We start from the raw sequence: 20,746 nt of genomic DNA, 5'->3' as shown, positions 1-20,746 counted from the left end.
CGCGCCCTGTCACAGAGCCCTAAGAAGCCGCTTGCTACGATTTTCGCCCCATGCCCCCGCCGCCCGCAGGCCATGCGCCAGGACGCAGACATCAAAGGACAGACATGCAGCGCAGCAGTGAACGTATGACCCGAACCATCAAGCCCCTGATGACCCTGTGCTGCGTGGCCCTGCTGGCCGCCTGCACCCCGCCTTCCGGCGATGCCCAGGCCACGACGCCTGCAGCAGCCACCGGACAGGCCAACACCGACGGCAAGGCGGCCAGCGCCGCGGCAGCGGCCGCCGGCAGCAGCGCCGCCTGCGCCGATTCGGCATCACCGGTGCAGACCCTGATCTGCAACGACCCCGCCCTGTTGAAGCAGGAAGGCGAGCTGGCCAAGGCCGAAGCCACCGCAAGCCAGACCCTCGATACCGCCGGCAAGGCCAAGCTGCAGGCCGAGCAGCAGCGCTGGATCCAGCACACGCGCGATCTGTGCAGCGACGCGCACTGCCTGCAACAGGTATTTACCGACCGCCTCAAGGTGCTGTCGGCCACGCGCGACGGCCTGGTCGACCAAGACGCCTGCGAAGTACCCGACGGCCAGCAGCAGTGCGTGGACATGCTGGTGCTGCGCGACCCCAACAGCCAGCTGGCGACCTTCAACACGCTGCTGGGTGAAAACGGCCAGGAAGGTCGCCTGCTGGGCTGCACGGCGGCTACCAACATCGGCGGCGGGCAGAACGCCCAGCTGGCGGCCAACTGCACCCAGGAAACCGCCAGCGGCAAGCGCAGCGTGCAGCTGTGCAGCAACCAGATGGTCGGCCAGTTCGCCATCGAACCGGCGCCGGCCGCCTACGGCACCGAGGCCACACGCCAGCTGCTCGGCTTCACCCAGCAGCACTGCGCCGGCTGATATCCGCCGGACAGGCCCGGCTCCTTTTTCCTCACTGAAGGACGATCATCATGGCAACGGATTCCACCCTCACCCGCGAGCAGCTGTCCACGCTGTTCCTCAACACCGAGCTGGGCGGCAACACCCGCCATCTGGACCATTTCGCGTACGCCAAGGAAGGCACCAGCACCTACTCGTTCGGCCTGGTGCAATTCGACGTCGGCGGCAACCCCCAGGCCAGGCGTTTCCTGCGCGACAACGGCTTCACCAATGGTGACATCGAACTGCTGTCCCAGCAGGGGGGGCTGAGCACGCAGCAGCTGGCCGCGCTCGACGCCAAGCTGCAGGCCATTCCGCAGGCCAACATCGATCAGCTCACCAACGCCAAGCTGGACAGCGCCATCGGGCGCGTCGACGAAGCCATCGCCAAGGTGCGTGCGACCAACCCGGCCGCCGCCGATGCCATCGTGGCAAACCCGGAACTGCAGCTGGCCATGGCCGACTATGACAACCAGTTCGGCAGCATGGGCCCGCAGTTCATCAACTATCTGTCCGGCAATGCGGAAAAGCTGCAGGGCGGTACCATCCAGGCCGGCGATCCACCCACCCGGGCCGACGTACAGACCTTCGTCGATGCAACCAAGTACGGCATCCAGTCGCCTGCGGCCGTGACCAGCCGTGATGAACGCTTCGACACGGCCATGAGCCAGCTGGGCATCGCCCAGACCCATGCCCCCTCGCACGGCTCGCCCACCACACCCGGTGCGCAGGCTGGTAGTGGCGTGCTGGTAAACGGCGCAAAGGGTGATGAAGTGCAGGCCATGCAGCAGAAACTGGCCGACCTCGGCTACACGGGCAAGGACGGTGCACCGCTGGTGGCCGACGGTCACTTTGGCCCGGGCACGCTGCAGGCAGTGCAGCAGTTCCAACGCGATCATCAGCTGACGGTGGACGGCAAAGCTGGCAACGGCACCCTGGGTGCGCTGGACGCGGCAAGCCAGCAGCGCCAGCAGCCGGCCGAACCTGCGGCGCCCGCAGCAGCACCGAGCATGGCCACGCCCGGGCACGCCGACAATCCGCGCTACCAGCAGGTGGTGGAGAAACTGGAGGCGCTTGAACAGCAGCGCAGCCAGGGTGGGCTGTCGCCGCTGTTCCATGACCGCAACCAACTGGAAAACGCGGCTGGGCAGGTCGCCTACGAGTCCAAGGTTGTCGGCATGTCACAGGTGGACACCGTAGTGGCGCGTCCGGATGGTCAGGGCGTGTTCGCGGTGCAGGGCCAGCTGGGTGATCCTGCAGCGCACCGCACCTACATCGACCTTGCGCAGGCGGTCGGCCAGGACCTGCCGTCCAGCACACGCCAGAGCGAAGCGTTGAACGCCGAACAGACACAACGGCAGGCGCAGGAACAGGCACAAGCGCAGCAGCCGATGTCGCGCTGATCTGCGATGGATCGGGTGGATCCACGCATGACGTGGATCCATCTATTGCCGGCTATCGCGGACGTGATGAGTTGCCCGCGCCGGGATGCCGGGGAGCCGCTTCCCATCACCAGCCGATGCAGCAGTAGCCTCGGTCAAGTCAGCAGGGAAAGGCCGCGTTACGATTCCCCCATGACCCCGGCCATCAACCTGCTCAAGCGCGAGAAGATCGCCCATACCGTGCACAGCTACGTGCACGACGCCCATGCCGAATCCTACGGCGGCGAAGCCGTCGAAAAGCTGGGCCTGGACCCTGCACAGGTATTCAAGACGCTGCTGGCCAGCACCGAAACCCACGAACTGCTGGTAGCGATCGTGCCGGTGGCCGGCCAGCTCGACCTGAAAGCACTGGCCGAAGCCGCCGGCTGCAAGAAATGCGAGATGGCCGCCGTCGATGCCGCGCAGCGCGCAACCGGCTATCTGGTCGGCGGCATCAGTCCGCTGGGGCAGAAGAAGCGCCTGCGCAGCTTCCTTGATGCCAGCGCGCAGACGCTGCCGCAGTTGCATGTCAGCGCGGGGCGGCGTGGACTGGAAGTCGAGCTGGCACCCGCCGACCTGCTGCGCCTGACCGGCGGCCATTACGCCGCGATCGGCAGGCCCCGCTGATGCGCTGGCCATGGTCCGCATCGCCGCCACCGCGGCTGGATGATCCGCAGGCCGACGTGCTGCTGCAGGATCTGCTGTCGCGCGATGCCAGCCGTATCCACGCGGCGAGCAGCCAGCTGGCGCGGCTGTTCAGTGCCACTACGCTTGACGCACTGGCACCCCATGCCGAACGCATCGAACACGCCTGCGATGGTGTGCAGCTGGGCGGGGCGCTGCTCAGCAACGATGTGCACCTGAAAGCCGCACTGCGCCGCCTGCGCTATTGGCGTGAACGCAGCGGCTGCCTGTGCGCGCTGTATCCGGACTATCTGTTCTTCAACCCACGCCGGCTGATCGAACAGGGGCATGTGCGGCTGCTGGAACAGGGCGTGGCCGAGGATGGCTGGGGCGACCGGCATCGGGTGGCCTGCACCAGCTGCAGCCGGCACTGGGATGCCACCGACCGCGAGTACCACTACCCGTGGTGGGAGTGGATCGTTGTGACCGATGATTGAAGCCACGCATGGCGTGGCTCTACTACCGCGCGCACGGGGCAGATCCATGCCATGCGTGTATGGCCGCTACTCCACCAGTTCATAGCGCATCGGTACGCGCACGATGCTCAATTCCGGCACTGCACTCTTCGCGTCGGTGCGGATGAAACGCCAGCCGCGCAGTTCCTCAACCGCCGCTTCATCCAGCACCGCGTGGCCACTGGATCTTTCGACAACCACTGCAGCGACGGCTCCCTGCGCATCCACCACGGCCTTGAGCAGGCTGCGACCGGAAAGCCCTTCCTGCATGGCCTCCCTCGGGTAGCGCGGTGACACACCGCGGGGTGGCATCCAGGCCGTCTCGTCGCCCGCGAACAGATCCTGGCTGCTGCGCGCCGCGCAGCGCTTCGGCAGGCGCAGCTGCAGTGACACCTGCGTGTCATCCACGGTTGCTTCCGCCGGTGCGGCACAGGCCTTCTGCGCAAGCACCATCAGCATCTGCTGCTGGCGAAACAGCGCCTTGCCATCGACCGCCGTCACCTCCACCAAGCAACGGCCTTCGCGGACCTGCATCGACAACGCGGTCACCCCCGCATCGCGCAGCCAGGACGTGGGGGGCAGTGGCGAACACGCGGCCTGCGTGTCAGGCGTTGCCGCCAGCACCCCGGCAGCCGGCAGCATGCCTGCCAGCAGCAGCGGAATCCTCCTTGCCCAGATACCCATGCCCCGCCCTCCGTGCGTTTGCCTGCCCGATCATAGGGCAGTCGCGCATGGCATGGCGCTACGGGCCCTTATGCATTCATGGGCGCCAATTGGCGTTGCTCTCCCAGAATGCCACCGCGCGCTGGTACGCCTCGCGATCCAGCAGCACGCCCGAACCACCTTCCTCCACACCCAGCGCATTGCGCATCATCGTGATCGGTGCCATCGGCACTTCTTCCGGCTCGGCGGTGTAGATGCAGCCGACGATGCCCCAGTCCGCATCAATGGGCGAGCCCTCCTTGGCCAACTGCTCGGCGCTGTACAGGATCACCACCAGATAGTTGGCACGCGGCGATTCCACGCCCTCGAACCAGCGCACCAGCACCGGCAGTTCCTCGCGGTTGCGCGCCTCGTAGCCGCTGCGCAGCTGGTGGCGGTTGGCGTCGGTGATCGGCACCGTCAGGCAGCGTGTGCTGGTCCAGTTCTCGTACACGAACAGTTTGCAGAACGGCGCGTAGCCATCGAGCACCTTCAGCGGCGGATGCGCGTTGAGGTGCGCCTCGAACTGCTCGGCGCTGCAATCCTGGATGGTGTTGCCGCGCGGCACGCGGGGGAACAGGCGGGGGCGGGCGAAATCGGTGAGGACGATGGACATGGTGATGTGATGCGGGAACAGGGACTCAGGTTAACCGCCGGCGTGCTTGAAGTCTGCTTCACATCTGCCGCGCAGACTGCGCCGCACACCCAAGGAGAGACGAGCATGTTCCGATTCAACCCGAGCCACCTGCTGGCGCTGGTCCTGCTGCCGTTGACCGCTGTTGCGGCCCCCGCTCCCCCAGAGCCGCCGCGCGTGCTGCTGGTGGTCAGCAGCGAGGGCCGCGACCAGGGCAAGAGCCGTCCCGGCTTCGAGATGGACGAGTTCGCCCAAGCCTGGTTGATCCTCAAGCGCAACGGCTTTGCCATCGACGTGGCAAGCCCCCGCGGCGGCGCCGTGGAAGCAGACAAGTACAACCCCGCCGAAGCATTCAATGCCGCGCTGCTTGCCGATCAACAGGCCGTTGCCAAGCTGGCTGCCACGCTTCCCACAGAACAGCTTCGTGCCGCCGACTACCAGGGCGTGCTGGTGATCGGCGGCAAGGGCGCGATGTTCGACCTGCCACGCGATATCGCCCTGCAGAAGACCATCGCCAGCATCTGGGAACAGGGCGGCGTCGTTGCGGCCGTCTGCCACGGCCCCGCCGCGTTGGCGGAGGTACGCCTGGACGATGGACGCCCGCTTGTGCAGGGCCGGACGATGACCGGTTTCACCGAGGAAGAGGAAACCCAGTTCGGCAAGCGCTGGGCGAAGGAGTTCAGCTTCCAGCTGGAGCCGCGCATGCGCGAACTGGGGGCACACTGGCAGGAGGCACCACTGATGATGCCCAAGGTGGTGGTTGATGGCCGGCTGCTGACCGGGCAGAACCCGTTCTCGACCGCGGCCCTCGCCGATGCCTTCGTGCGTGCCAGCGGTCGCACTCCTGCAGCGCGCGAGCCCTGGCGTGACGAACGCAGCATGGCCCTGGTCGAGCAGCACCTGCAGCGGCGCGATGACAGCGCAGCGCGGCAGCTGGCAGAGCGCAGCACCGATTTCCATGTGGAGCTGATCGGCATGCTGGGGTACGTGCAGCTGCAGGGCGCAGCCGACGGCACACAGGTGTCCGATGCACTGGCCATCATGCAACTGGCCCGCCCGCACATGCAGGAACCGCGACTGGACGTGGCCATCGCCGATGCGCACTGGCGCCTTGGCAGGACGACCCAGGCACGCGAGCAGTTGCTGGCACTGCTGGAAAAGCAGCCGCAGCTGGACGAAGCTAAGGCTCTCCTGGCCCGCATGCAGCCCTGATCATGGACGCCGAGCGCCTGCGCCTGCTGTTGATCGAAGACAACCTGCCGCTGGCCTCGGCCATCGTCGACCTGCTGCAGGCCCAAGGCCATCAGGTCGACTTCGCCGCCGACGGCCAGGTCGGCCTGCGGCTGGCGCTGGCAACACCACCGGACGTGCTGCTGCTCGATGTGGGACTACCAGGCCTCGACGGCATCACCTTGTGCCGGCGGTTGCGTGAATGCAGCGACCGCCATGTGCCGGTGTTGATGCTGACTGCACGCGATGCGATCGACGACAAGCTGCAGGGGTTCGCTGCCGGCGTGGACGACTACCTGGTCAAGCCGTTCGACGACGCAGAGCTGCTGGCCCGTTGCCTTGCCCTCGCCCGGCGCCATCGCGTGGGCCAACCGAACCTGCTGCAGATCGGTGCGTTGAGCATCGACCGGCGCAGTGGCCAGGCCTGGCGCGCGGGCACAGCGCTGGAGCTGCAGCAGGTTCCACAACGCATCCTGCTGGCGCTGGCCGAAGCCTGGCCGCGCACTGTCACCCGCAGCGAACTGGTGCAACGCCTGTGGGGAGATGAAGCGCCCCCCTCCGATCCACTGCGCTCGCATCTGTACCTGCTGCGCCAGGTACTGGACCGGCCATTCGACGGTGAGATGCTGCGCACCGTGCACGGCGTCGGCTTCCGGCTGGAGGCTTCACCATGAAGCGGCGGCCGGTCCAGCGCCTGCGCCGCCGCCTGGTCGTCGCGTTTACGTCCTTCACCCTCTTCATTGCTGCGGTGTTCGGGCTGTATTCGCTGGTCTTCATGTACGCCGTGGAAGACAGCGTTTTCAATGCACAGCTGGCCCGTGAAGCGACGGCGCAGCTTGCCGTCCATGCAGCTACGGGTCGATGGCGGGCGCCGGGTGATGCGGCCATCCGCCTGTATCAGGACACGAGCGCGTTCCCAAGCGATCTGCAGACCGCATTCACCCAGGAGCCGTGGCGTTCTGAATTCAGCGGCAAGGAGGGCCGGCACTACCACGTGCGGCGCATGGATCCGACACCGCCGTCACGGCCTGCCTGGCTGATCGCCGAGGTCAGCTCACAACTGGCGGTACGCCCGATCCGCGATGAAGTAGTGGCCCTGCTGGCCGGCACCGCGTTGGTGATGGTGCTGCTGGCGATCCTGCTGGGCGTGTGGCTTGCGCGCCGTGGCACGCGCCCTCTGTACTCGCTCGTGGCGCACGTGGAGGCGTTGCCACTGCTGCCACGGGAAGACACCGCCCTGGCTGCTCACTTCGACGATGACGAGATCGGCGTGCTGGCGCGTGCCGTGGACCGGCTGTCCGCACGGGTGGCCGCCTTTGTTGCCCGCGAACACGCCTTCACCCGCGATGCCAGCCACGAACTGCGCACACCGTTGGCGGTGATTTCCAGCGCTGCTGGCCAGTTGCTGCACGAACCCGGGCTGTCCGAGCGCGGGCAGCAGCACCTGCAGCATATCCGCCTGTCCGCGCTGCAGCTGCAGCAGGCGGTGGCAGCACTGCTGGCCCTGGCCCGCGAGGACGAGGCGCCCCCCGCCGGGCAGGTGCGTCTGGTGCCACTGCTGGAGCGGGTCATCGTTGAACAGGCGCCGTTGCTTGGCGCACGGCCGGTGGAGGTGCAGATGACGTTGGCCGACGATGCGGCACTCTGCGCGCCGGAACCGGCGCTGCGCGTGGTGCTGGCCAATCTGATCGGCAATGCCTTCGCCCATACACCGCTGGGACATGTGCGCATCAGCATGGAAGCAGGAGAACTGTCGGTGTACAACAGCACCGGCAGCGACGCATCCCTTGGCCACTGGCCCGATCCACGCCCGTTTGAAAAAGGCGAAGACAGCCAGGGCAACGGTCTCGGCCTGGAGATCATGCGCCGCCTGTGCGATCAGCATGGCCTGCAGCTGCGGATCGAACGACACGCCCTTGGCGTGCGGGCAATCCTGCGCGGCTTGCCGATGCCGGGGTGATCGACAACCGTGTGGTGCCGCCTACAGCGCCATCCGCTCGCGCAGCTCCCGTGCCTGCCGCCGCGATACCTCGACTTCGCTGCCATCATCCAGCGCCAGATCGTAACCATCGCCGATGCTCGGCGTGACCGCACGGATGCGCCGCAGGTTGACCAGCGTGTTGCGGTTGGCACGAAAGAAAAGATCCGGCGGCAAGCGTGCCTCCAACGCACTCAGGCTGCGGGCCAGCAATGCGTTCTGGTCGCGGAACCACAGTCGCGTGTAGTTGCCATCCACCACCAATCGACGGATCTCGGCAACGGCCACGAACCAGCAGCGCTCGCCTTCGCGCACGAACACCTGGTCCTGCGCGCCCAACGTGCCGTGACCGCTTGGTGCTTCGGTATTCATCTCCGCATGCTGGCGTGCACGCTCCAGCGCCTCCAGCAGGCGCGGAGCTTCCACCGGCTTCACCAGGTAGTCCAGCGCGTTGGCCTGGAATGCGCGTACTGCGTAGGTGTCATAGGCAGTGACGAACACCACCGCAGGCACCCTTTCCAGCCCGTCCAGTACATCGAAGCCGCTGCCGGAGGGCATCTGCACGTCCAGCAGCACCAGGTCCGGTGCCAGCGTGGCGATGGCCTCGCGCGCGGCCGGCACGTCGTCGGCCTCGCCCACGCACTGCACCCACGGCAACGACGAGAGCAGCGTACGCAGCTCCTGCCGCGCCAGCCGTGCATCGTCGACAATCAACACACGCAGCACGGCCGTCATTGCGGAATCTCCAGCAGGGCCTGCATACGATCGCCGATCGGCTGCAGGGCGAAACGGCCACGCGTACCCAGTTGCGTACGCAGGTAGGCCAGGCCAACACCATGGCCAAGGGTGGGTTCATTGGCGTTGCCAAGCGGGTTGTCCACCTGCAGGCGCAGCAGGCCATCTTCCAGCGACGCGCGGATATGTACCTCTCCGCCGCCCGCGCGGCTGGCAATGCCATGTTTGATCGCGTTCTCCACCAACAGCTGCAGTGCCATTGCAGGCAGTTGTGCCTGCACAGCTTCTGCGGCGATCTCCCGCCGTACCTGCAGACGCTGTTCGAAGTGGATCGCCTCGATGGCAAGATAGTCATCGACCACCGCCAGTTCCTCGGCCAGGGTCACCTGCTCGCTGCGGTTGTGGGCCAATGCGTGGCGCAGCGTGCGCGACAGGCGGGTGACCATGTCGCGAGCACGCTCGGGGTCCTCCAGGATCAGCGCGCGCAGATTGTTCAATGCGTTGAACATGAAGTGTGGATTCAGCCGCGCACGCAACGCATCGCGCTCCAGCGCGCTGCGCTCCGCCTCCGCGCGCAACCGTGCCAGCTCGCTGTGGCGCGCACGGCGCAGGCCATGCAGGCCCGCCCACAGACCCGTCCACATCAACAGGAACAGGGCGGTGTTCATCCAGTACAGCACGACCGACGACAGCTGGTAATCGGCACGCCCACCGGGCAACTGCACCCAGCCCAGGGCCAGCGCCGGCAGCAGCAACGCCGCCGTCAGCCCCTGTGCAATGCTGGCGCCAACCACCACGCCAGCGGCCAGCTTCAGCGCCAGGCTGCCCAGACTGCCATCCCACCAGCGCTGCCGCAGCGCGACCGAACGCAGCGCGCCGCTGCACAACCACAGGGACACGGCGATGCTGAGGGAGATCAACACCACGCCGCTGAACAGCGTGCCGCCGCCGATACGCACCCCCAGCCACAGGCTGTACGTCGCATAGCCCGCCCACGCCAGCGCGTTGAGGGTCCAGAAGCGGCGGGATGGCGTGGTTGCGTCCATGGGCAGCCTCGGTGGTGGAGGGAAAGGCATGCAGCGATCAGGAATGCGTGGCAAGGAAGCGGCGCACCTGCGCCTGCAGCCAGCGCGGATCATCCCACATCAGGAAGTGGTAGCCCTGTGCGCTCATCTCGATCTGCACACCCGGCAGCTTCGCGTACTGCGCCTGGAACTGCGCACGGGTACTGGCCTCCGTACCACCCATCGACTGATAAGCGGCCCAGCTGCCCAGCACCAGGACCGGCGTGTGGATATCGGCGATGTCATCACGCAGATCGCGCACCAGCATGGAGTGCATCGCATCAGCCATGCTCGTGCGATCACTGTCGCGCCCCCAACGCTGCAGCTCCGGCAGATGCTGCGTGCTGCGGGTCAGGGCCTTGGCGGTCGCGTCGTTGCGTGCATTGAAGCTGGCCTCATCGGCCGCCAGCAGGCCTTCGCGCAGCTGTCCGGCCATCATCCCCACGTTCTGCGCGGTGGCCTGCGGGTTCATCACCGCCGCATAGAACGGCAGCGAATCCACGATTACCAGTGGACCGACGGCATCGGGTGCCTTCAGTGCCAACTGCATCGCCAGCACGCCTCCCAGGCTGTGGCCAATCACGGCAACCTTCGACAGCTGCTGCGCCTGCAGATAGCCCAGCAGTTCATCGCGCATCGCCGGCAGGAAATCCGCCGGGCGTGGGTGCGCTGCCGCAGCACCGGCAAAGCCCGGCAACTGCACCAGGTGACACTGCACATTCTTCAGCGCCAGACAGGTCTCGCGCCAGACCTCGGCACTGCTGTTCAGGCCGGGAATCATCAGCAGCGGACGCCCCTTGCCGACCACCTCGACCTGCACGGTGCCTGGAACGGCGGACTTGTCGACGGCGGTGGCATGGGCCGGGCCGGTGCCAAGCACGGCCATCGCCATGCCGATCATCACCAGCCTGGCCAAGGCCTTCATTGCGTACCAGAGTGCCTGGAAGATCTTCATCGTCTGCTCCTTCATCGGGTGGGTGGTGCCGGGAATGGGGCCAGCGTGGCTCCGCTTCCGGTGCCTCGGTTGCGATTGCGGAGCAACGGTCCGTCAGCGGGGCGAACGGTCGCCCGCACGGGACAGCCGACCTCACGCGCCTATTGCACATCCATCTTGATGAAGCGATATACTGATCCGCACCCGTCGCCGCTGCCCCTGCCATGACCGCCATCAGCTTCGAGTTCTATCCGCCCAAGACCGACGAACAGCGCACCCAGCTGGACCGTGCCGCGGCCAAGCTGAAGGCGTATGCCCCCGAGTACGTGTCCTGTACCTTCGGCGCCGGTGGCTCGACCCTCAGCTACACCTCCGAGACCGTGCGCCATCTCAACCAGCACCACGGCTTCGAGGCGGCACCGCATCTGTCCTGCGTGGGCGGCACCCGCCAGGAGATCCGCGAGCTGCTCAAGCTGTACCGCGCCATCGGCTGCCGGCGCCTGGTCGCGCTGCGCGGTGACCTGCCCTCCGGCATGGGCTTCCCCGGCGACATGCGTTACGCCTCCGAACTGATCGCCTTCATCCGCGCCGAACACGGTGATGCCTTCCGCATCGAAGTGGGCGCGTATCCGGAAACGCACCCGCAGGCGCAGGACGCCTTGCTCGACCTGAAGCACTTCAAGGCCAAGATCGACGCTGGTGCCGATGCGGCCATCACTCAGTACTTCTTCAACCCCGATGCCTACTTCCACTTCGTCGACGAAGTGCAGCGGCTTGGCGTGCAGGTGCCGATCACCCCGGGCATCATGCCGATCTCCAACTTCAGCCAGCTGCGCCGCTTCTCCGAACAGTGCGGTGCGGAAATCCCGCGCTGGATCAGCCGCAAGATGCAGGCCTACGGTGACGATGCCGAATCGGTGCGCGCCTTCGGCGCCGAAGTGGTAGCCAAGCTGTGCCAACGCCTGATCGAAGGGGGCGCACCGGGCCTGCATTTCTACACGTTGAACCTGGCCAAGCCGACGGTCTCGGTACTGACGTTGCTGCGCGGCTGAAAAGTACGCTGCGTTATCGCAATCGGCGCTACGCTGCGTCGATGAAGCTCGTCCTCTCCCTGTTGCTGCTCCTGCTGCTGCCCGGCCTCTGCGCCGTCGCACAGGCGCAACCCACGCGCTTGAACCGCTGCACTGATCCGCAGGGGCAGAGTGTCTACACCGACCGCCCCTGCGACAGCCTGGGTGCGCAGTCCCGGCGTCCGCCGCCGGCGCCTTCCGGCAACACCCTGCAGCGCGACAGCCTCGGCAGCAGCTGCCCACGTCGGCTGAGTGAACTGGTGCAGGCGTTGCACACGGCGGTCGCCATCGGTGATGTGAACCGGCTCTCTTCGCTGTACCTGTGGGGCGCGGTGTCCGATGCGGGCGCACAGCGGATTCTTGGCCAGCTGGAATCGGTGGTGCGGCGGCCGCTGGTGGATGTGGTGCCGGTGTATCCGCGGCAGGATCTGGATGAAGGCGCGGGCACTGCTGCGCAGGTACCGGAATTGGAATCGGAACCGACTGCGCGGCGCCATCCGGTCGGGTTGCGGTTGGAGCAGACCCTGCCGGGCAGCGCCACGCGCGCGGCGACCGTGCTTGGGCTGCGGCGGCAATATGGGTGTTTTTGGATTACGTTGTGAATGGGTTGAGCTGAGCGCCATCCACGCATGGCGTGGATCTACTGGTCCCTGCGCGGTTTGGATCTGCTCATCCACGCATGGCGTGGATCTACTCGTCCCTGTATGGCGTCGGATCGGCACCCGTGTCAGGGCATCAGGCCGGCCACAGTCCGCGGATGGCGGCGATGCCCTGCCCGCCGTGACGGCGTGCCTCGATCACGTGCTGCGGCGTCATGCCGCCGAGCGCGTAGATCGGCAGCGAGACCTGCGCGCGCATCGCGGCGAAGGCTTCCCACCCCAACGGCACTGCATCGGGATGGCTCGCAGTAGCCTGCACCGGGCCCAGCACAGCGAAGTCGCAGCCCAGCCGTTGCGCGTGCAACAGCTGTTCAAGGTCGTGGCAGGAGGCGGCGACCAGCTGCCCGGCCGGCAGCGGCCGTTCCTGCAGTGACTGCAGCTGCTCGCTGCCCAGGTGCACGCCGACGCCCAGGGTGCGCGCCAGTTCGATATCGCGGTTGAGCAACCACTGCACACCACGTCGATGCGCGCGCACGGCCTGCTCGATCATGCCCTGCCGCTGCGGATGCTCGGCCGGCAGGCGCAGCTGGATGCGTTGCTGACCCGATGCGACCGCCTGCTGCAGCTGGCCGTGCCAGCGCTGCAGGGCACCTTCATCCGTGTCCGGCGCTGGGGTGATCAGGTAGCAGTCCGGCTGGCGCAGTACGGCCACCACCGGCAGGTCGGCCGGTGGCATGGAATAGCGGACCAGCTTGTCCGGCGCCACCCAGGTGATGGCCTGGCCCTCGCGTCCGCGCGGGGTGCCCTTCCAACTGCGTACGTGCCGCACTTCCAGGGTCAGGTCCTTGTCCGGGTAGCGCTGCGGCACGTCCATGACCCACTCGCCCACCTCGGCCTCGATGCCCAGTTCCTCGTGCAGTTCACGCGCCAGCGCCTGCTCGGAGGTCTCACCGGGCTCGCGCTTGCCGCCCGGGAATTCCCAGAGGCCGGCCATGTCGCGGCTTTCGGTACGGCGGTTGAGCAGGATGCGGCCGCGGGCGTCAGTGATGACGGCGGCTACGACGTGGATCGATCGTTTCGGGGAAGGCATGGGGGGAGCATGCCGAAAACCGGGGCACCGGCGCAATCGCCGAACGCTTCAAGGCCCATAACAGGAAAGCCCCGCTTTCGCGGGGCTCTCCGGGGGTCAGCTCAGCTGGCCGTGGCAGTGCTTGTACTTCTTGCCGCTGCCGCACGGGCACGGATCGTTGCGACCGATCTTCGGCTCGTCACGCTGCAGCTGGGCGGCTTCGACCTGCGCCGCTTCCTCGTCGGCGCTGTAGCCGCCTGCGTCCTGGTGCTGGAACTGCGACTGCTTCAGGCGGGCTTCCACCTGCTGGCGCTCGGCCGCTTCCAGTGCCTGCACTTCCTCGTCGCTGCGGATGCGCACACGAGCCAGCAGGGTCACCACTTCGCGCTTGACGTTCTCCAGCATGTCCGAGAACAGCTCGAAGGCTTCCTTCTTGTATTCCTGCTTCGGCTGCTTCTGCGCATAACCGCGCAGGTAGATGCCCTGGCGCAGGTAATCCATGCGCGCCAGGTGCTCCTTCCAGCTCTGGTCGAGCACGGTCAGCATCACGTGCTTCTCCAGTGCGCGCATGGTCTCTTCGCCCACACCCGCTTCCTTCTCGGCGAAGTGCTGGTTGATGCGTTCCTGCACCTTGGCGGTGATGCCTTCGGCGTCCAGTTCCTCGTGCGACTTGACCAGATCGGTCAGCGACATGTCCACGCCGAAGTCCGACTGCAGGGTGGCTTCCAGGCCACGCAAGTCCCACTGTTCGTCCACCGAGTTCGGCGGCACGAAGCGGGCGACGATGTCGAAGATCACGTCGTCGCGGATGCCATCGACGTTGTCCTTCACCGACTCAGCGTCAAGCAGTTCATCGCGCTGGGCGTAGATCACCTTGCGCTGGTCGTTGTTGACGTCGTCGAAATCCAGCAGGTTCTTGCGGATGTCGAAGTTGTGGGCCTCGACCTTGCGCTGCGCCTTTTCAATCTGGCGGCTGACCAGGCGGTCCTCGATGACGTCGTCTTCCTTCATGCCCATCATGCGCATGGCCTTCTGCACCCAGTCGGAGGCGAAGATGCGCATCAGGTTGTCTTCCAGCGACAGGTAGAAGCGGGACGAACCCGGGTCACCCTGGCGGCCCGAACGGCCACGCAGCTGGTTGTCGATACGACGCGATTCGTGGCGCTCGGTGCCGACGATGTGCAGGCCGCCCGCAGCCTTGACCGCGTCATGGCGCTTCTGCCATTCGGCCTTGATCGCGGCCTTCTGTTCGTCGGTCGCACCTTCGCCCAGCTCGTGGATTTCCGCTTCCAGCGAACCACCCAGCACGATGTCGGTACCACGACCTGCCATGTTGGTGGCGATGGTCACGGCCGCCGGACGACCGGCGTTGGCGACGATGGTCGCTTCGCGGTCGTGCTGCTTGGCGTTGAGTACTTCGTGCTTCACACCCGCCTTGCGCAGGTGCTCGGACAGCATTTCCGAGGTTTCGATCGAGGTGGTACCCACCAGCACCGGCTGGCCGCGCTTGGCGCACTCTTCGATGTCGGCCAGCACCGCATTGAACTTGCCCTTGCGGTTGAGGAACACCTGGTCCGGGCTGTCCTTGCGGATGGTCGGACGGTTGGTCGGGATCACCACCACTTCCAGGCCGTAGATGCTCTGGAACTCGAACGCTTCGGTATCGGCCGTACCGGTCATGCCGGACAGCTTCTTGTACATGCGGAACAGGTTCTGGAAGGTGATGCTGGCCAGCGTCTGGTTCTCGCGCTGGACCGGCACGCCTTCCTTCGCTTCCACCGCCTGGTGCAAGCCATCGGACCAGCGGCGGCCGGCCAGGGTACGGCCAGTGAATTCGTCGACGATGACCACTTCGCCATCGCGCACGATGTAGTCCACATCACGCTGGTAGATGGCGTGCGCGCGCAGCGCGGCGTTGAGGTGGTGGACCACGGTCAGGTTCTGCGCGGCGTACAGGCCTTCGGTCTCGGCATCGAGGATGCCCGCTTCGACCAGCAGCTGCTCGGCGTGCTCCATGCCCGCTTCGGACAGGTGCACCTGCTTGCCCTTCTCATCGACCCAGAAGTCACCCTCACCGTCTTCCGCTTCCTGCTTGACCAGGTTCGGCACGATGCGGTTGACGCGGATGTACAGCTCCGGGGAATCGTCGGCCGGGCCGGAGATGATCAGCGGGGTGCGCGCTTCGTCGATCAGGATGGAGTCGACTTCGTCGACGATGGCGTAGTGCAGGCCGCGCTGGTAGCGGTCAGCCTTGGACAGCGCCATGTTGTCGCGCAGGTAGTCGAAACCGAATTCGTTGTTGGTGCCGTAGGTGATGTCCGAACCATAGGCTTCACGCTTGTCGCTGTGCGGCATGCCCGGGTAGACCACGCCCACGCTCAGGCCCAGCCAGTTGTACAGCTTGCCCATCTGCGCGGCATCGCGGCGGGCCAGGTAGTCGTTCACGGTGACCACGTGCACGCCCTTGCCTTCCAGCGCATTGAGGTACACCGGCAGGGTCGCCACCAGGGTCTTGCCTTCACCGGTGCGCATTTCTGCGATCTTGCCCAGGTGAAGCACCATGCCGCCGATCAGCTGCACGTCGTAGTGGCGCATGCCCAGCACGCGGCGACCGGCCTCGCGGCAGACCGCGAAGGCTTCCGGCAACACCTTGTCCAGGGCTTCACCACCGGCGATGCGCTGCTTGAATTCCGGCGTCTTGGCCTGCAGCTGCTCGTCGGAAAGCTTCTCGATCTCCGGCTCCAGCGCATTGATCTTGGCGACGATGCGGTTGAGCTGGCGCAGCTGTCGTTCATTACGACTGCCAAATACGCGGGTAAGCAGGCTGTTGATCATTGAAGGAACCGGGTTGGATGGGAATGCCGCACGGCTCCGGGAGGATCCGTCCGCCGCAAACGAAACAGGGCGCCTGGCGCCCTGTCGATGGCAACACCCATTGTAGCTTGGGATGGGCGGCAGGGGTTTCAACCCTTTGCGGTCGTCTAGGCGGCCGGGACCGGGGTCCTGGCGGCCGCGCTTCGCGCTCGCGGGGCATGGCCCCGCGCTACCGCCGGGATCCGACGGCGTCCCGGTAGCGCCGGGCCATGCCCGGCGTTGGCATCAACCGCGGGTGATGCGCCCGACCGGGGTATTGCCGCCATCGCCGAGGAACTTGCGCGGGTTGACCACGTTGCCGTTCTCCCACACCTCGAAGTGCACGTGGGCGCCGGTCGAACGACCGGTGGAACCGGCCTTGGCCACTTCCTGGCCGGCACGGACGAGGTCGCCGACCTTCACCACCAGGCGCGAATTGTGCGCGTAGCGGGTGACGTAGCCATTGCCGTGGTCGACATCGACCACGTTGCCGTAGCCGCCCTTGACCCCGGAGAAGCTGACCACGCCGTCGGCCACCGACATCACCGGGTCACCGACGCGGGCGTGGAAGTCCATGCCCTTGTGGGTAGCGGCACCGCGACCGAACGGGTCGGCGCGGGTACCGAAGCCGGAAGTGACATAGCTGTTGCGGATCGGCATGCGCGAGGGCACGGCGTTCTGCTGCAGCTGGTGGTCGAACATCAGCGATTCCATCACCGACAACTGGCGGCCTGAAGCAGCGAAGCGCTGCTCCAGCATCTGTAAGTCGGCGTTGACGTCCTTCACCGGGATGTCGGCGGTCGGGCCGCCGGCATCGCCGTCACCGAGGCCGGGGGTCTCGTTGAAGTCGAATTCGCCGTCTTCCAGCTTGCCCATCTGGGTCAGCCGCTCGCCCAGGGCGTTCAGGCGGGTGGCCTGTGCCTGCAGCTCGCCGAGGCGGGCGGCCAGCGCGTTGACCTGGGTCTGCGCATCGCGCTGGACCTTGGCCAGCTCCGCCTCCTGGCGGTCGACCTTGGCCTGCAGGCGCGAATCATTGAGCGCACTGGCGCCAATGCCGCCGGCAAGGCCGATAATGCAACCTGCGCCGAGCACGCTGCCCAGCAGGGCTCGGGGGCGGTCCTCGAAGTAGAACCGCAAACGCGTGAGCGCCGATTTGGCCTGTCCTTCACGCGTTTTGATTACGATCTTTTTGAATGCCATCAGTGAGTTTTCATGTCTGAGCCGAAATCCAGCGTTCGTCCCGCATCCAGACCGAAACCGGCCCTGGATGTAGTGATGGCGGACAAAAGCGGGAACCCGCTGCGGCGTGCCCTATGGCTCGACGCGCTGGACCGTCAGTTGCGCCCCCAGTTGCCGCCACCTCTGCGCAGCCGTTGCCGGCTGGCCAATGTGGACGGGGAACACCTCGTTTTTCTCGTCGAATCCCCGGTCTGGCATGCCAAGTTGCGGCTTGCCGAAGCCCAGTTGCTCGACGCGGCCCGGTCCATCGGGCTGAAGGCCACAAAGGTGACCGTCAAGACTGCGTCTCCCACTCCCACGCGCTCCCCAGCGCTCGACAACCGGAATGGACCCCACGCAGTTTCAGCCGCCACGCACAAAGGGCTACGCGACGCCTTGGCAGCTCTGCAGGACCTTCCTTCGAAACCGAAGCGGGAAACCTGAAAGCAGCGGAGCGTCCTGCTCCACTCCCCGTCGCGCGTGTCACCGCAGCGTGAAACATTTCGGGGGCCGGGTCGCATCCTAGCTGGCCCCGGTGGGGCAGTCGTTAGATTGTTGTTAAAACAACGTTAAATTCAGGCTTCCGATCCAACAGGTTCACAAAACCGTGACCTCGGCCCGGCCGTCGCGTCACCCACTGCGCCAGGGCCTTAACTAAGGTCGGAAACGCAAACGCCGCCCAGAAAGGCGGCGTTTTTTTCTTTCAAATCAATAGCCTATGGAATCAGGCATAGGCCGGCGTGGCGTACACAACCGGGTCCGGCACCGCCGGCGAGTCGTAGGTGACCCATTCCCAGGCAGTGGCATCTGCCATCAGCGCCCGCACCAACTTGTTGTTGAGCGCGTGGCCGGACTTGAAGCCCTCGTAGGCGCCCAGCACCTGGCCGCCGGCCAGATAAAGGTCGCCGATCGCATCGAGGATCTTGTGGCGCACGAATTCGTCGGCGTAGCGCAGCCCGTCTTCGTTGAGCACGCGGAACTCATCGAGCACGATGGCGTTGTCCATCGAACCGCCCAGGCCGAGGTTGCGCTCGCGCATGTATTCCAGGTCGCGCATGAAGCCAAAGGTGCGCGCGCGGGAAATTTCCTTGGTGTAGGCCATCGTCGAGAACTCGATTTCCTGGCGCGACTGCTTGGCCGGGATCATCGGGTGGTCGAACTGGATGGTGAAGCCCAGCTTGTACCCCTCATACGGGGTGAAGCGGGCCACCTTGTCGCCCTCGGTCACTTCCACGGTCTTCAGCACGCGGATGAAGCGCTTGGGCGCATCCTGTTCCACGATGCCTGCCGACTGCAGCAGGAACACGAACGGGCCGGACGAACCGTCCATGATCGGCAGCTCGGCCGAGGACAGTTCGACGATGATGTTGTCCACACCCAGGCCGGCCAGGGCCGACATCAGGTGCTCGACGGTCTGGATCTTGGCGTCGTTGCAGGTCAGGCCGGTGCACAGGGTCACTTCGGTGACCAGCTCGGCCTTCGCAGGTACTTCCACCACCGGGTCCAGGTCCACGCGCCGGAACACGATGCCATGGTTGACCGGCGCCGGACGCAGGGTCATGTAGACCTTGTCGCCGCTGTGCAGGCCTACGCCGGTGGCGCGGATCGTGTTCTTGAGGGTGCGTTGCTGGATCATGGGGGGACGACCGGAAGTGACACATTAGATTAACACGCAGGGTCCCCTACCCCGGCTGAAACGCCGGCAGGACACACCGGCGCGCCGGTAGGACGCGCGTGAAGCAGGGCGGCCGGGCCCATCCTGGCCCGGCGCCCGCGTTTTCAGGACATGGTGGCGCAACCCGGGGGGGACAAGCCCCGGGCAGCGTCGATCAGTCCGCCTGGCGGCGCAGGAACGCCGGGATGTCCAGGTAATCGTTCGGCAGTTCCGCCGCGGCCGGGGCCGAGGAGGCCGGAGCCGACGGGGTGGAAGCCGCCACGCTGTCGCTGCTGGCCCGACGCAGGCCCAGGCCCATGCCGCCGACAGCCTTGGACACCGCATCGCCGCCGTTGTCGAACTCGCCGAACTCCGGCTGGCCGGTGGTGGCGTTGCGGACCAGCTTGATCGGTGCACGCTCGCCCGGACGCTGGGTCTTGCTGGCCGAGACGCGGTTCAGGCCCGTGGCGACCACGGTCACGCGCACTTCGTCCTGCATGTCCGGATCGAGCACGGTACCCACCACCACGGTCGCGTCTTCCGAAGCGAAGCCGTCGATGGTGCGGCCGATCTCGTCGAACTCGGCCATGGTGAAGTCGGCACCGGCGGTGATGTTGACCAGGATGCCGTTGGCACCGGCCAGGTTCACATCGTCCAGCAGCGGGTTCTGGATGGCCGACTCGGCCGCGGCCTGCGCGCGGTCATCGCCGCGGGCGGTACCGGTGCCCATCATCGCCAGGCCCATTTCGGACATGACGGTGCGCACGTCGGCGAAGTCGACGTTGATCAGGCCCGGACGCACGATCAGGTCGGCGATGCCCTGCACGGCGCCCTGCAGCACGTCGTTGGCGGCACGGAAGGCCTGGATCATGGTCGCGTTGCGACCCAGCACGGTGATCAGCTTCTCGTTGGGGATGGTGATCAGCGAGTCGCAGTGCTGGCTCAGTTCTTCGATGCCCTTCAGCGCGACCTGCATGCGGCGACGGCCTTCGAACGGGAACGGCTTGGTGACCACGGCCACGGTCAGGATGCCCATTTCCTTGGCCAGCTGTGCCACCACCGGCGCAGCGCCGGTACCGGTGCCACCGCCCATGCCAGCGGTGATGAACACCATGTCCGCACCCTGCAGCGCGTCCATGATGCGCTCACGGTCTTCCAGCGCAGCCTGGCGGCCGACTTCCGGATTCGCGCCTGCGCCCAGGCCCTTGGTGACATTGGTACCCAGCTGCAGCTGCAGCTTGGCACCACAATTCTTGATGGCCTGCGAGTCGGTGTTGGCGGTGATGAATTCCACGCCATCCACTGCCGAGTTGACCATGTGCGCCACGGCATTGCCGCCGCCGCCGCCCACGCCAACAACCTTGATCACCGCATTGGGTGCCATCTTTTCGATCAGTTCAAAATGCGCCATGTCCGTGTCCTCGTTGTATCCGCTTTCGATTGCATGGGCCTTCGGGCGTCCTGCCTTCGTGCTGCATGCCGTCGTTGCGGCTGTGTGGGTTATGTGTTGCCGGTGTTGCGTCGTGTTGCAGGTG

Annotated in this window: 20 protein-coding genes; 10 read left to right on the top strand and 10 right to left on the bottom strand. The window is 66.1% G+C overall.

Annotation, left to right across the window (positions count from 1 at the left end; all coding sequences use genetic code 11):
• The first annotated feature begins 125 nt into the window (after window positions 1-125).
• From CR156_RS00585 to CR156_RS00570, 4 genes are all read left to right on the top strand, one after another.
• Window positions 126-893, top strand: coding sequence for a lysozyme inhibitor LprI family protein (locus CR156_RS00585; RefSeq protein ID WP_243381667.1), 768 nt, complete (start codon window positions 126-128; stop codon window positions 891-893).
• Window positions 894-943: 50 nt separating this feature from the next.
• Complete coding sequence (locus tag CR156_RS00580) at window positions 944-2,314, top strand: peptidoglycan-binding domain-containing protein (protein WP_100551580.1); 1,371 nt, start codon at window positions 944-946, stop codon at window positions 2,312-2,314.
• A 171-nt stretch (window positions 2,315-2,485) separates the two neighbouring features.
• On the top strand, window positions 2,486-2,959 hold the full coding sequence (ybaK, locus tag CR156_RS00575) for a Cys-tRNA(Pro) deacylase (RefSeq protein WP_100551579.1): 474 nt from the start codon (window positions 2,486-2,488) through the stop codon (window positions 2,957-2,959).
• The gene (locus CR156_RS00570) at window positions 2,959-3,453 is read left to right on the top strand and encodes a hypothetical protein (protein WP_100551578.1); all 495 of its coding nucleotides are present in this window, start codon (window positions 2,959-2,961) and stop codon (window positions 3,451-3,453) included. The genes ybaK and CR156_RS00570 overlap by 1 nt, the downstream gene beginning before the upstream one ends.
• 66 nt (window positions 3,454-3,519) lie before the next feature.
• Here CR156_RS00570 and CR156_RS00565 read toward each other — a convergent pair whose 3' ends face one another.
• Together CR156_RS00565 and CR156_RS00560 are read right to left on the bottom strand one after the other, a co-directional pair.
• Complete coding sequence (locus CR156_RS00565) at window positions 3,520-4,155, bottom strand: TonB family protein (RefSeq protein ID WP_100551577.1); 636 nt, start codon at window positions 4,153-4,155, stop codon at window positions 3,520-3,522.
• A gap of 76 nt (window positions 4,156-4,231) precedes the next feature.
• Window positions 4,232-4,789: a DUF3228 family protein gene (locus tag CR156_RS00560; protein WP_100551576.1), complete on the bottom strand. Its 558-nt coding sequence runs from the start codon at window positions 4,787-4,789 to the stop codon at window positions 4,232-4,234.
• A gap of 105 nt (window positions 4,790-4,894) precedes the next feature.
• On the opposite strand from CR156_RS00560, the gene CR156_RS00555 reads away from it, so the two are divergent.
• From CR156_RS00555 to CR156_RS00545, 3 genes are read left to right on the top strand one after another with little or no spacing between them, the layout of a single operon-like run.
• Window positions 4,895-6,019, top strand: coding sequence for a type 1 glutamine amidotransferase domain-containing protein (locus CR156_RS00555; protein WP_100551575.1), 1,125 nt, complete (start codon window positions 4,895-4,897; stop codon window positions 6,017-6,019).
• Window positions 6,020-6,021: 2 nt separating this feature from the next.
• Window positions 6,022-6,711, top strand: coding sequence for a response regulator transcription factor (locus tag CR156_RS00550; protein WP_100551574.1), 690 nt, complete (start codon window positions 6,022-6,024; stop codon window positions 6,709-6,711).
• On the top strand, window positions 6,708-7,997 hold the full coding sequence (locus tag CR156_RS00545) for a sensor histidine kinase (RefSeq protein WP_100551573.1): 1,290 nt from the start codon (window positions 6,708-6,710) through the stop codon (window positions 7,995-7,997). Before CR156_RS00550 ends, CR156_RS00545 begins: the two co-directional genes overlap by 4 nt.
• A 21-nt stretch (window positions 7,998-8,018) precedes the next feature.
• Here CR156_RS00545 and CR156_RS00540 read toward each other — a convergent pair whose 3' ends face one another.
• From CR156_RS00540 to CR156_RS00530, 3 genes are read right to left on the bottom strand one after another with little or no spacing between them, the layout of a single operon-like run.
• A complete protein-coding gene (locus tag CR156_RS00540; RefSeq protein WP_100551572.1) occupies window positions 8,019-8,750 on the bottom strand; it encodes a LytR/AlgR family response regulator transcription factor in 732 nt (243 codons plus the stop codon).
• Complete coding sequence (locus CR156_RS00535; protein ID WP_100551571.1) at window positions 8,747-9,796, bottom strand: sensor histidine kinase; 1,050 nt, start codon at window positions 9,794-9,796, stop codon at window positions 8,747-8,749. The genes CR156_RS00540 and CR156_RS00535 overlap by 4 nt, the downstream gene beginning before the upstream one ends.
• A 37-nt stretch (window positions 9,797-9,833) precedes the next feature.
• The gene (locus tag CR156_RS00530) at window positions 9,834-10,769 is read right to left on the bottom strand and encodes an alpha/beta fold hydrolase (protein ID WP_100551570.1); all 936 of its coding nucleotides are present in this window, start codon (window positions 10,767-10,769) and stop codon (window positions 9,834-9,836) included.
• 203 nt (window positions 10,770-10,972) lie between these two features.
• Between CR156_RS00530 and metF the strand changes: the two genes are divergently transcribed.
• A complete protein-coding gene (gene metF / locus CR156_RS00525; protein WP_089238795.1) occupies window positions 10,973-11,800 on the top strand; it encodes a methylenetetrahydrofolate reductase [NAD(P)H] in 828 nt (275 codons plus the stop codon).
• A 41-nt stretch (window positions 11,801-11,841) separates the two neighbouring features.
• A complete protein-coding gene (locus CR156_RS00520) occupies window positions 11,842-12,420 on the top strand; it encodes a DUF4124 domain-containing protein (protein ID WP_100551569.1) in 579 nt (192 codons plus the stop codon).
• 133 nt (window positions 12,421-12,553) lie between these two features.
• Here the strand turns inward: CR156_RS00520 and CR156_RS00515 are convergent, their stop codons facing one another.
• From CR156_RS00515 to CR156_RS00505, 3 genes are all read right to left on the bottom strand, one after another.
• Complete coding sequence (locus CR156_RS00515; protein ID WP_100551568.1) at window positions 12,554-13,507, bottom strand: Nudix family hydrolase; 954 nt, start codon at window positions 13,505-13,507, stop codon at window positions 12,554-12,556.
• A gap of 96 nt (window positions 13,508-13,603) precedes the next feature.
• The gene (gene secA / locus CR156_RS00510; RefSeq protein ID WP_099820293.1) at window positions 13,604-16,321 is read right to left on the bottom strand and encodes a preprotein translocase subunit SecA; all 2,718 of its coding nucleotides are present in this window, start codon (window positions 16,319-16,321) and stop codon (window positions 13,604-13,606) included.
• A 264-nt stretch (window positions 16,322-16,585) separates the two neighbouring features.
• Window positions 16,586-17,539, bottom strand: a complete 954-nt coding sequence (locus CR156_RS00505; protein ID WP_089238787.1) for a M23 family metallopeptidase — start codon at window positions 17,537-17,539, stop codon at window positions 16,586-16,588.
• A gap of 12 nt (window positions 17,540-17,551) precedes the next feature.
• Between CR156_RS00505 and CR156_RS00500 the strand changes: the two genes are divergently transcribed.
• Window positions 17,552-18,001: a DUF721 domain-containing protein gene (locus CR156_RS00500; RefSeq protein WP_162292002.1), complete on the top strand. Its 450-nt coding sequence runs from the start codon at window positions 17,552-17,554 to the stop codon at window positions 17,999-18,001.
• Between the two features lie 280 nt (window positions 18,002-18,281).
• Here CR156_RS00500 and lpxC read toward each other — a convergent pair whose 3' ends face one another.
• Both lpxC and ftsZ read right to left on the bottom strand, forming a co-directional pair.
• The gene (gene lpxC, locus CR156_RS00495; protein WP_089238783.1) at window positions 18,282-19,193 is read right to left on the bottom strand and encodes a UDP-3-O-acyl-N-acetylglucosamine deacetylase; all 912 of its coding nucleotides are present in this window, start codon (window positions 19,191-19,193) and stop codon (window positions 18,282-18,284) included.
• Window positions 19,194-19,386: 193 nt separating this feature from the next.
• On the bottom strand, window positions 19,387-20,622 hold the full coding sequence (gene ftsZ / locus CR156_RS00490) for a cell division protein FtsZ (protein ID WP_025876577.1): 1,236 nt from the start codon (window positions 20,620-20,622) through the stop codon (window positions 19,387-19,389).
• Between the last annotated feature and the right edge of the window lie 124 nt (window positions 20,623-20,746).

This window comes from Stenotrophomonas lactitubi (assembly GCF_002803515.1).
Taxonomy (GTDB): Bacteria; Pseudomonadota; Gammaproteobacteria; order Xanthomonadales; family Xanthomonadaceae; genus Stenotrophomonas; species Stenotrophomonas lactitubi.
The sequence above is the reverse complement of the archived record's forward strand: the minus strand, read 5'-3'. Positions and strand labels throughout refer to the sequence as shown.

What these genes read in the sequence shown, in the direction of transcription:
- CR156_RS00580 (WP_100551580.1), top strand. Translation starts at nt 944, where the DNA reads ATGGCAACGGATTCCACCCTCACCCGCGAGCAGCTGTCCACGCTGTTC.
- CR156_RS00570 (WP_100551578.1), top strand. Translation starts at nt 2,959, where the DNA reads ATGCGCTGGCCATGGTCCGCATCGCCGCCACCGCGGCTGGATGATCCG.
- CR156_RS00540 (WP_100551572.1), bottom strand. Translation starts at nt 8,750, where the DNA reads ATGACGGCCGTGCTGCGTGTGTTGATTGTCGACGATGCACGGCTGGCG.
- CR156_RS00520 (WP_100551569.1), top strand. Translation starts at nt 11,842, where the DNA reads ATGAAGCTCGTCCTCTCCCTGTTGCTGCTCCTGCTGCTGCCCGGCCTC.
- CR156_RS00505 (WP_089238787.1), bottom strand. Translation starts at nt 17,539, where the DNA reads ATGGCATTCAAAAAGATCGTAATCAAAACGCGTGAAGGACAGGCCAAA.
- metF (WP_089238795.1), top strand. Translation starts at nt 10,973, where the DNA reads ATGACCGCCATCAGCTTCGAGTTCTATCCGCCCAAGACCGACGAACAG.
- CR156_RS00560 (WP_100551576.1), bottom strand. Translation starts at nt 4,789, where the DNA reads ATGTCCATCGTCCTCACCGATTTCGCCCGCCCCCGCCTGTTCCCCCGC.
- CR156_RS00530 (WP_100551570.1), bottom strand. Translation starts at nt 10,769, where the DNA reads ATGAAGATCTTCCAGGCACTCTGGTACGCAATGAAGGCCTTGGCCAGG.
- ftsZ (WP_025876577.1), bottom strand. Translation starts at nt 20,622, where the DNA reads ATGGCGCATTTTGAACTGATCGAAAAGATGGCACCCAATGCGGTGATC.
- ybaK (WP_100551579.1), top strand. Translation starts at nt 2,486, where the DNA reads ATGACCCCGGCCATCAACCTGCTCAAGCGCGAGAAGATCGCCCATACC.
- CR156_RS00565 (WP_100551577.1), bottom strand. Translation starts at nt 4,155, where the DNA reads ATGGGTATCTGGGCAAGGAGGATTCCGCTGCTGCTGGCAGGCATGCTG.
- CR156_RS00515 (WP_100551568.1), bottom strand. Translation starts at nt 13,507, where the DNA reads ATGCCTTCCCCGAAACGATCGATCCACGTCGTAGCCGCCGTCATCACT.
- lpxC (WP_089238783.1), bottom strand. Translation starts at nt 19,193, where the DNA reads ATGATCCAGCAACGCACCCTCAAGAACACGATCCGCGCCACCGGCGTA.
- CR156_RS00500 (WP_162292002.1), top strand. Translation starts at nt 17,552, where the DNA reads ATGTCTGAGCCGAAATCCAGCGTTCGTCCCGCATCCAGACCGAAACCG.
- CR156_RS00535 (WP_100551571.1), bottom strand. Translation starts at nt 9,796, where the DNA reads ATGGACGCAACCACGCCATCCCGCCGCTTCTGGACCCTCAACGCGCTG.
- secA (WP_099820293.1), bottom strand. Translation starts at nt 16,321, where the DNA reads ATGATCAACAGCCTGCTTACCCGCGTATTTGGCAGTCGTAATGAACGA.
- CR156_RS00555 (WP_100551575.1), top strand. Translation starts at nt 4,895, where the DNA reads ATGTTCCGATTCAACCCGAGCCACCTGCTGGCGCTGGTCCTGCTGCCG.
- CR156_RS00585 (WP_243381667.1), top strand. Translation starts at nt 126, where the DNA reads ATGACCCGAACCATCAAGCCCCTGATGACCCTGTGCTGCGTGGCCCTG.
- CR156_RS00545 (WP_100551573.1), top strand. Translation starts at nt 6,708, where the DNA reads ATGAAGCGGCGGCCGGTCCAGCGCCTGCGCCGCCGCCTGGTCGTCGCG.
- CR156_RS00550 (WP_100551574.1), top strand. Translation starts at nt 6,022, where the DNA reads ATGGACGCCGAGCGCCTGCGCCTGCTGTTGATCGAAGACAACCTGCCG.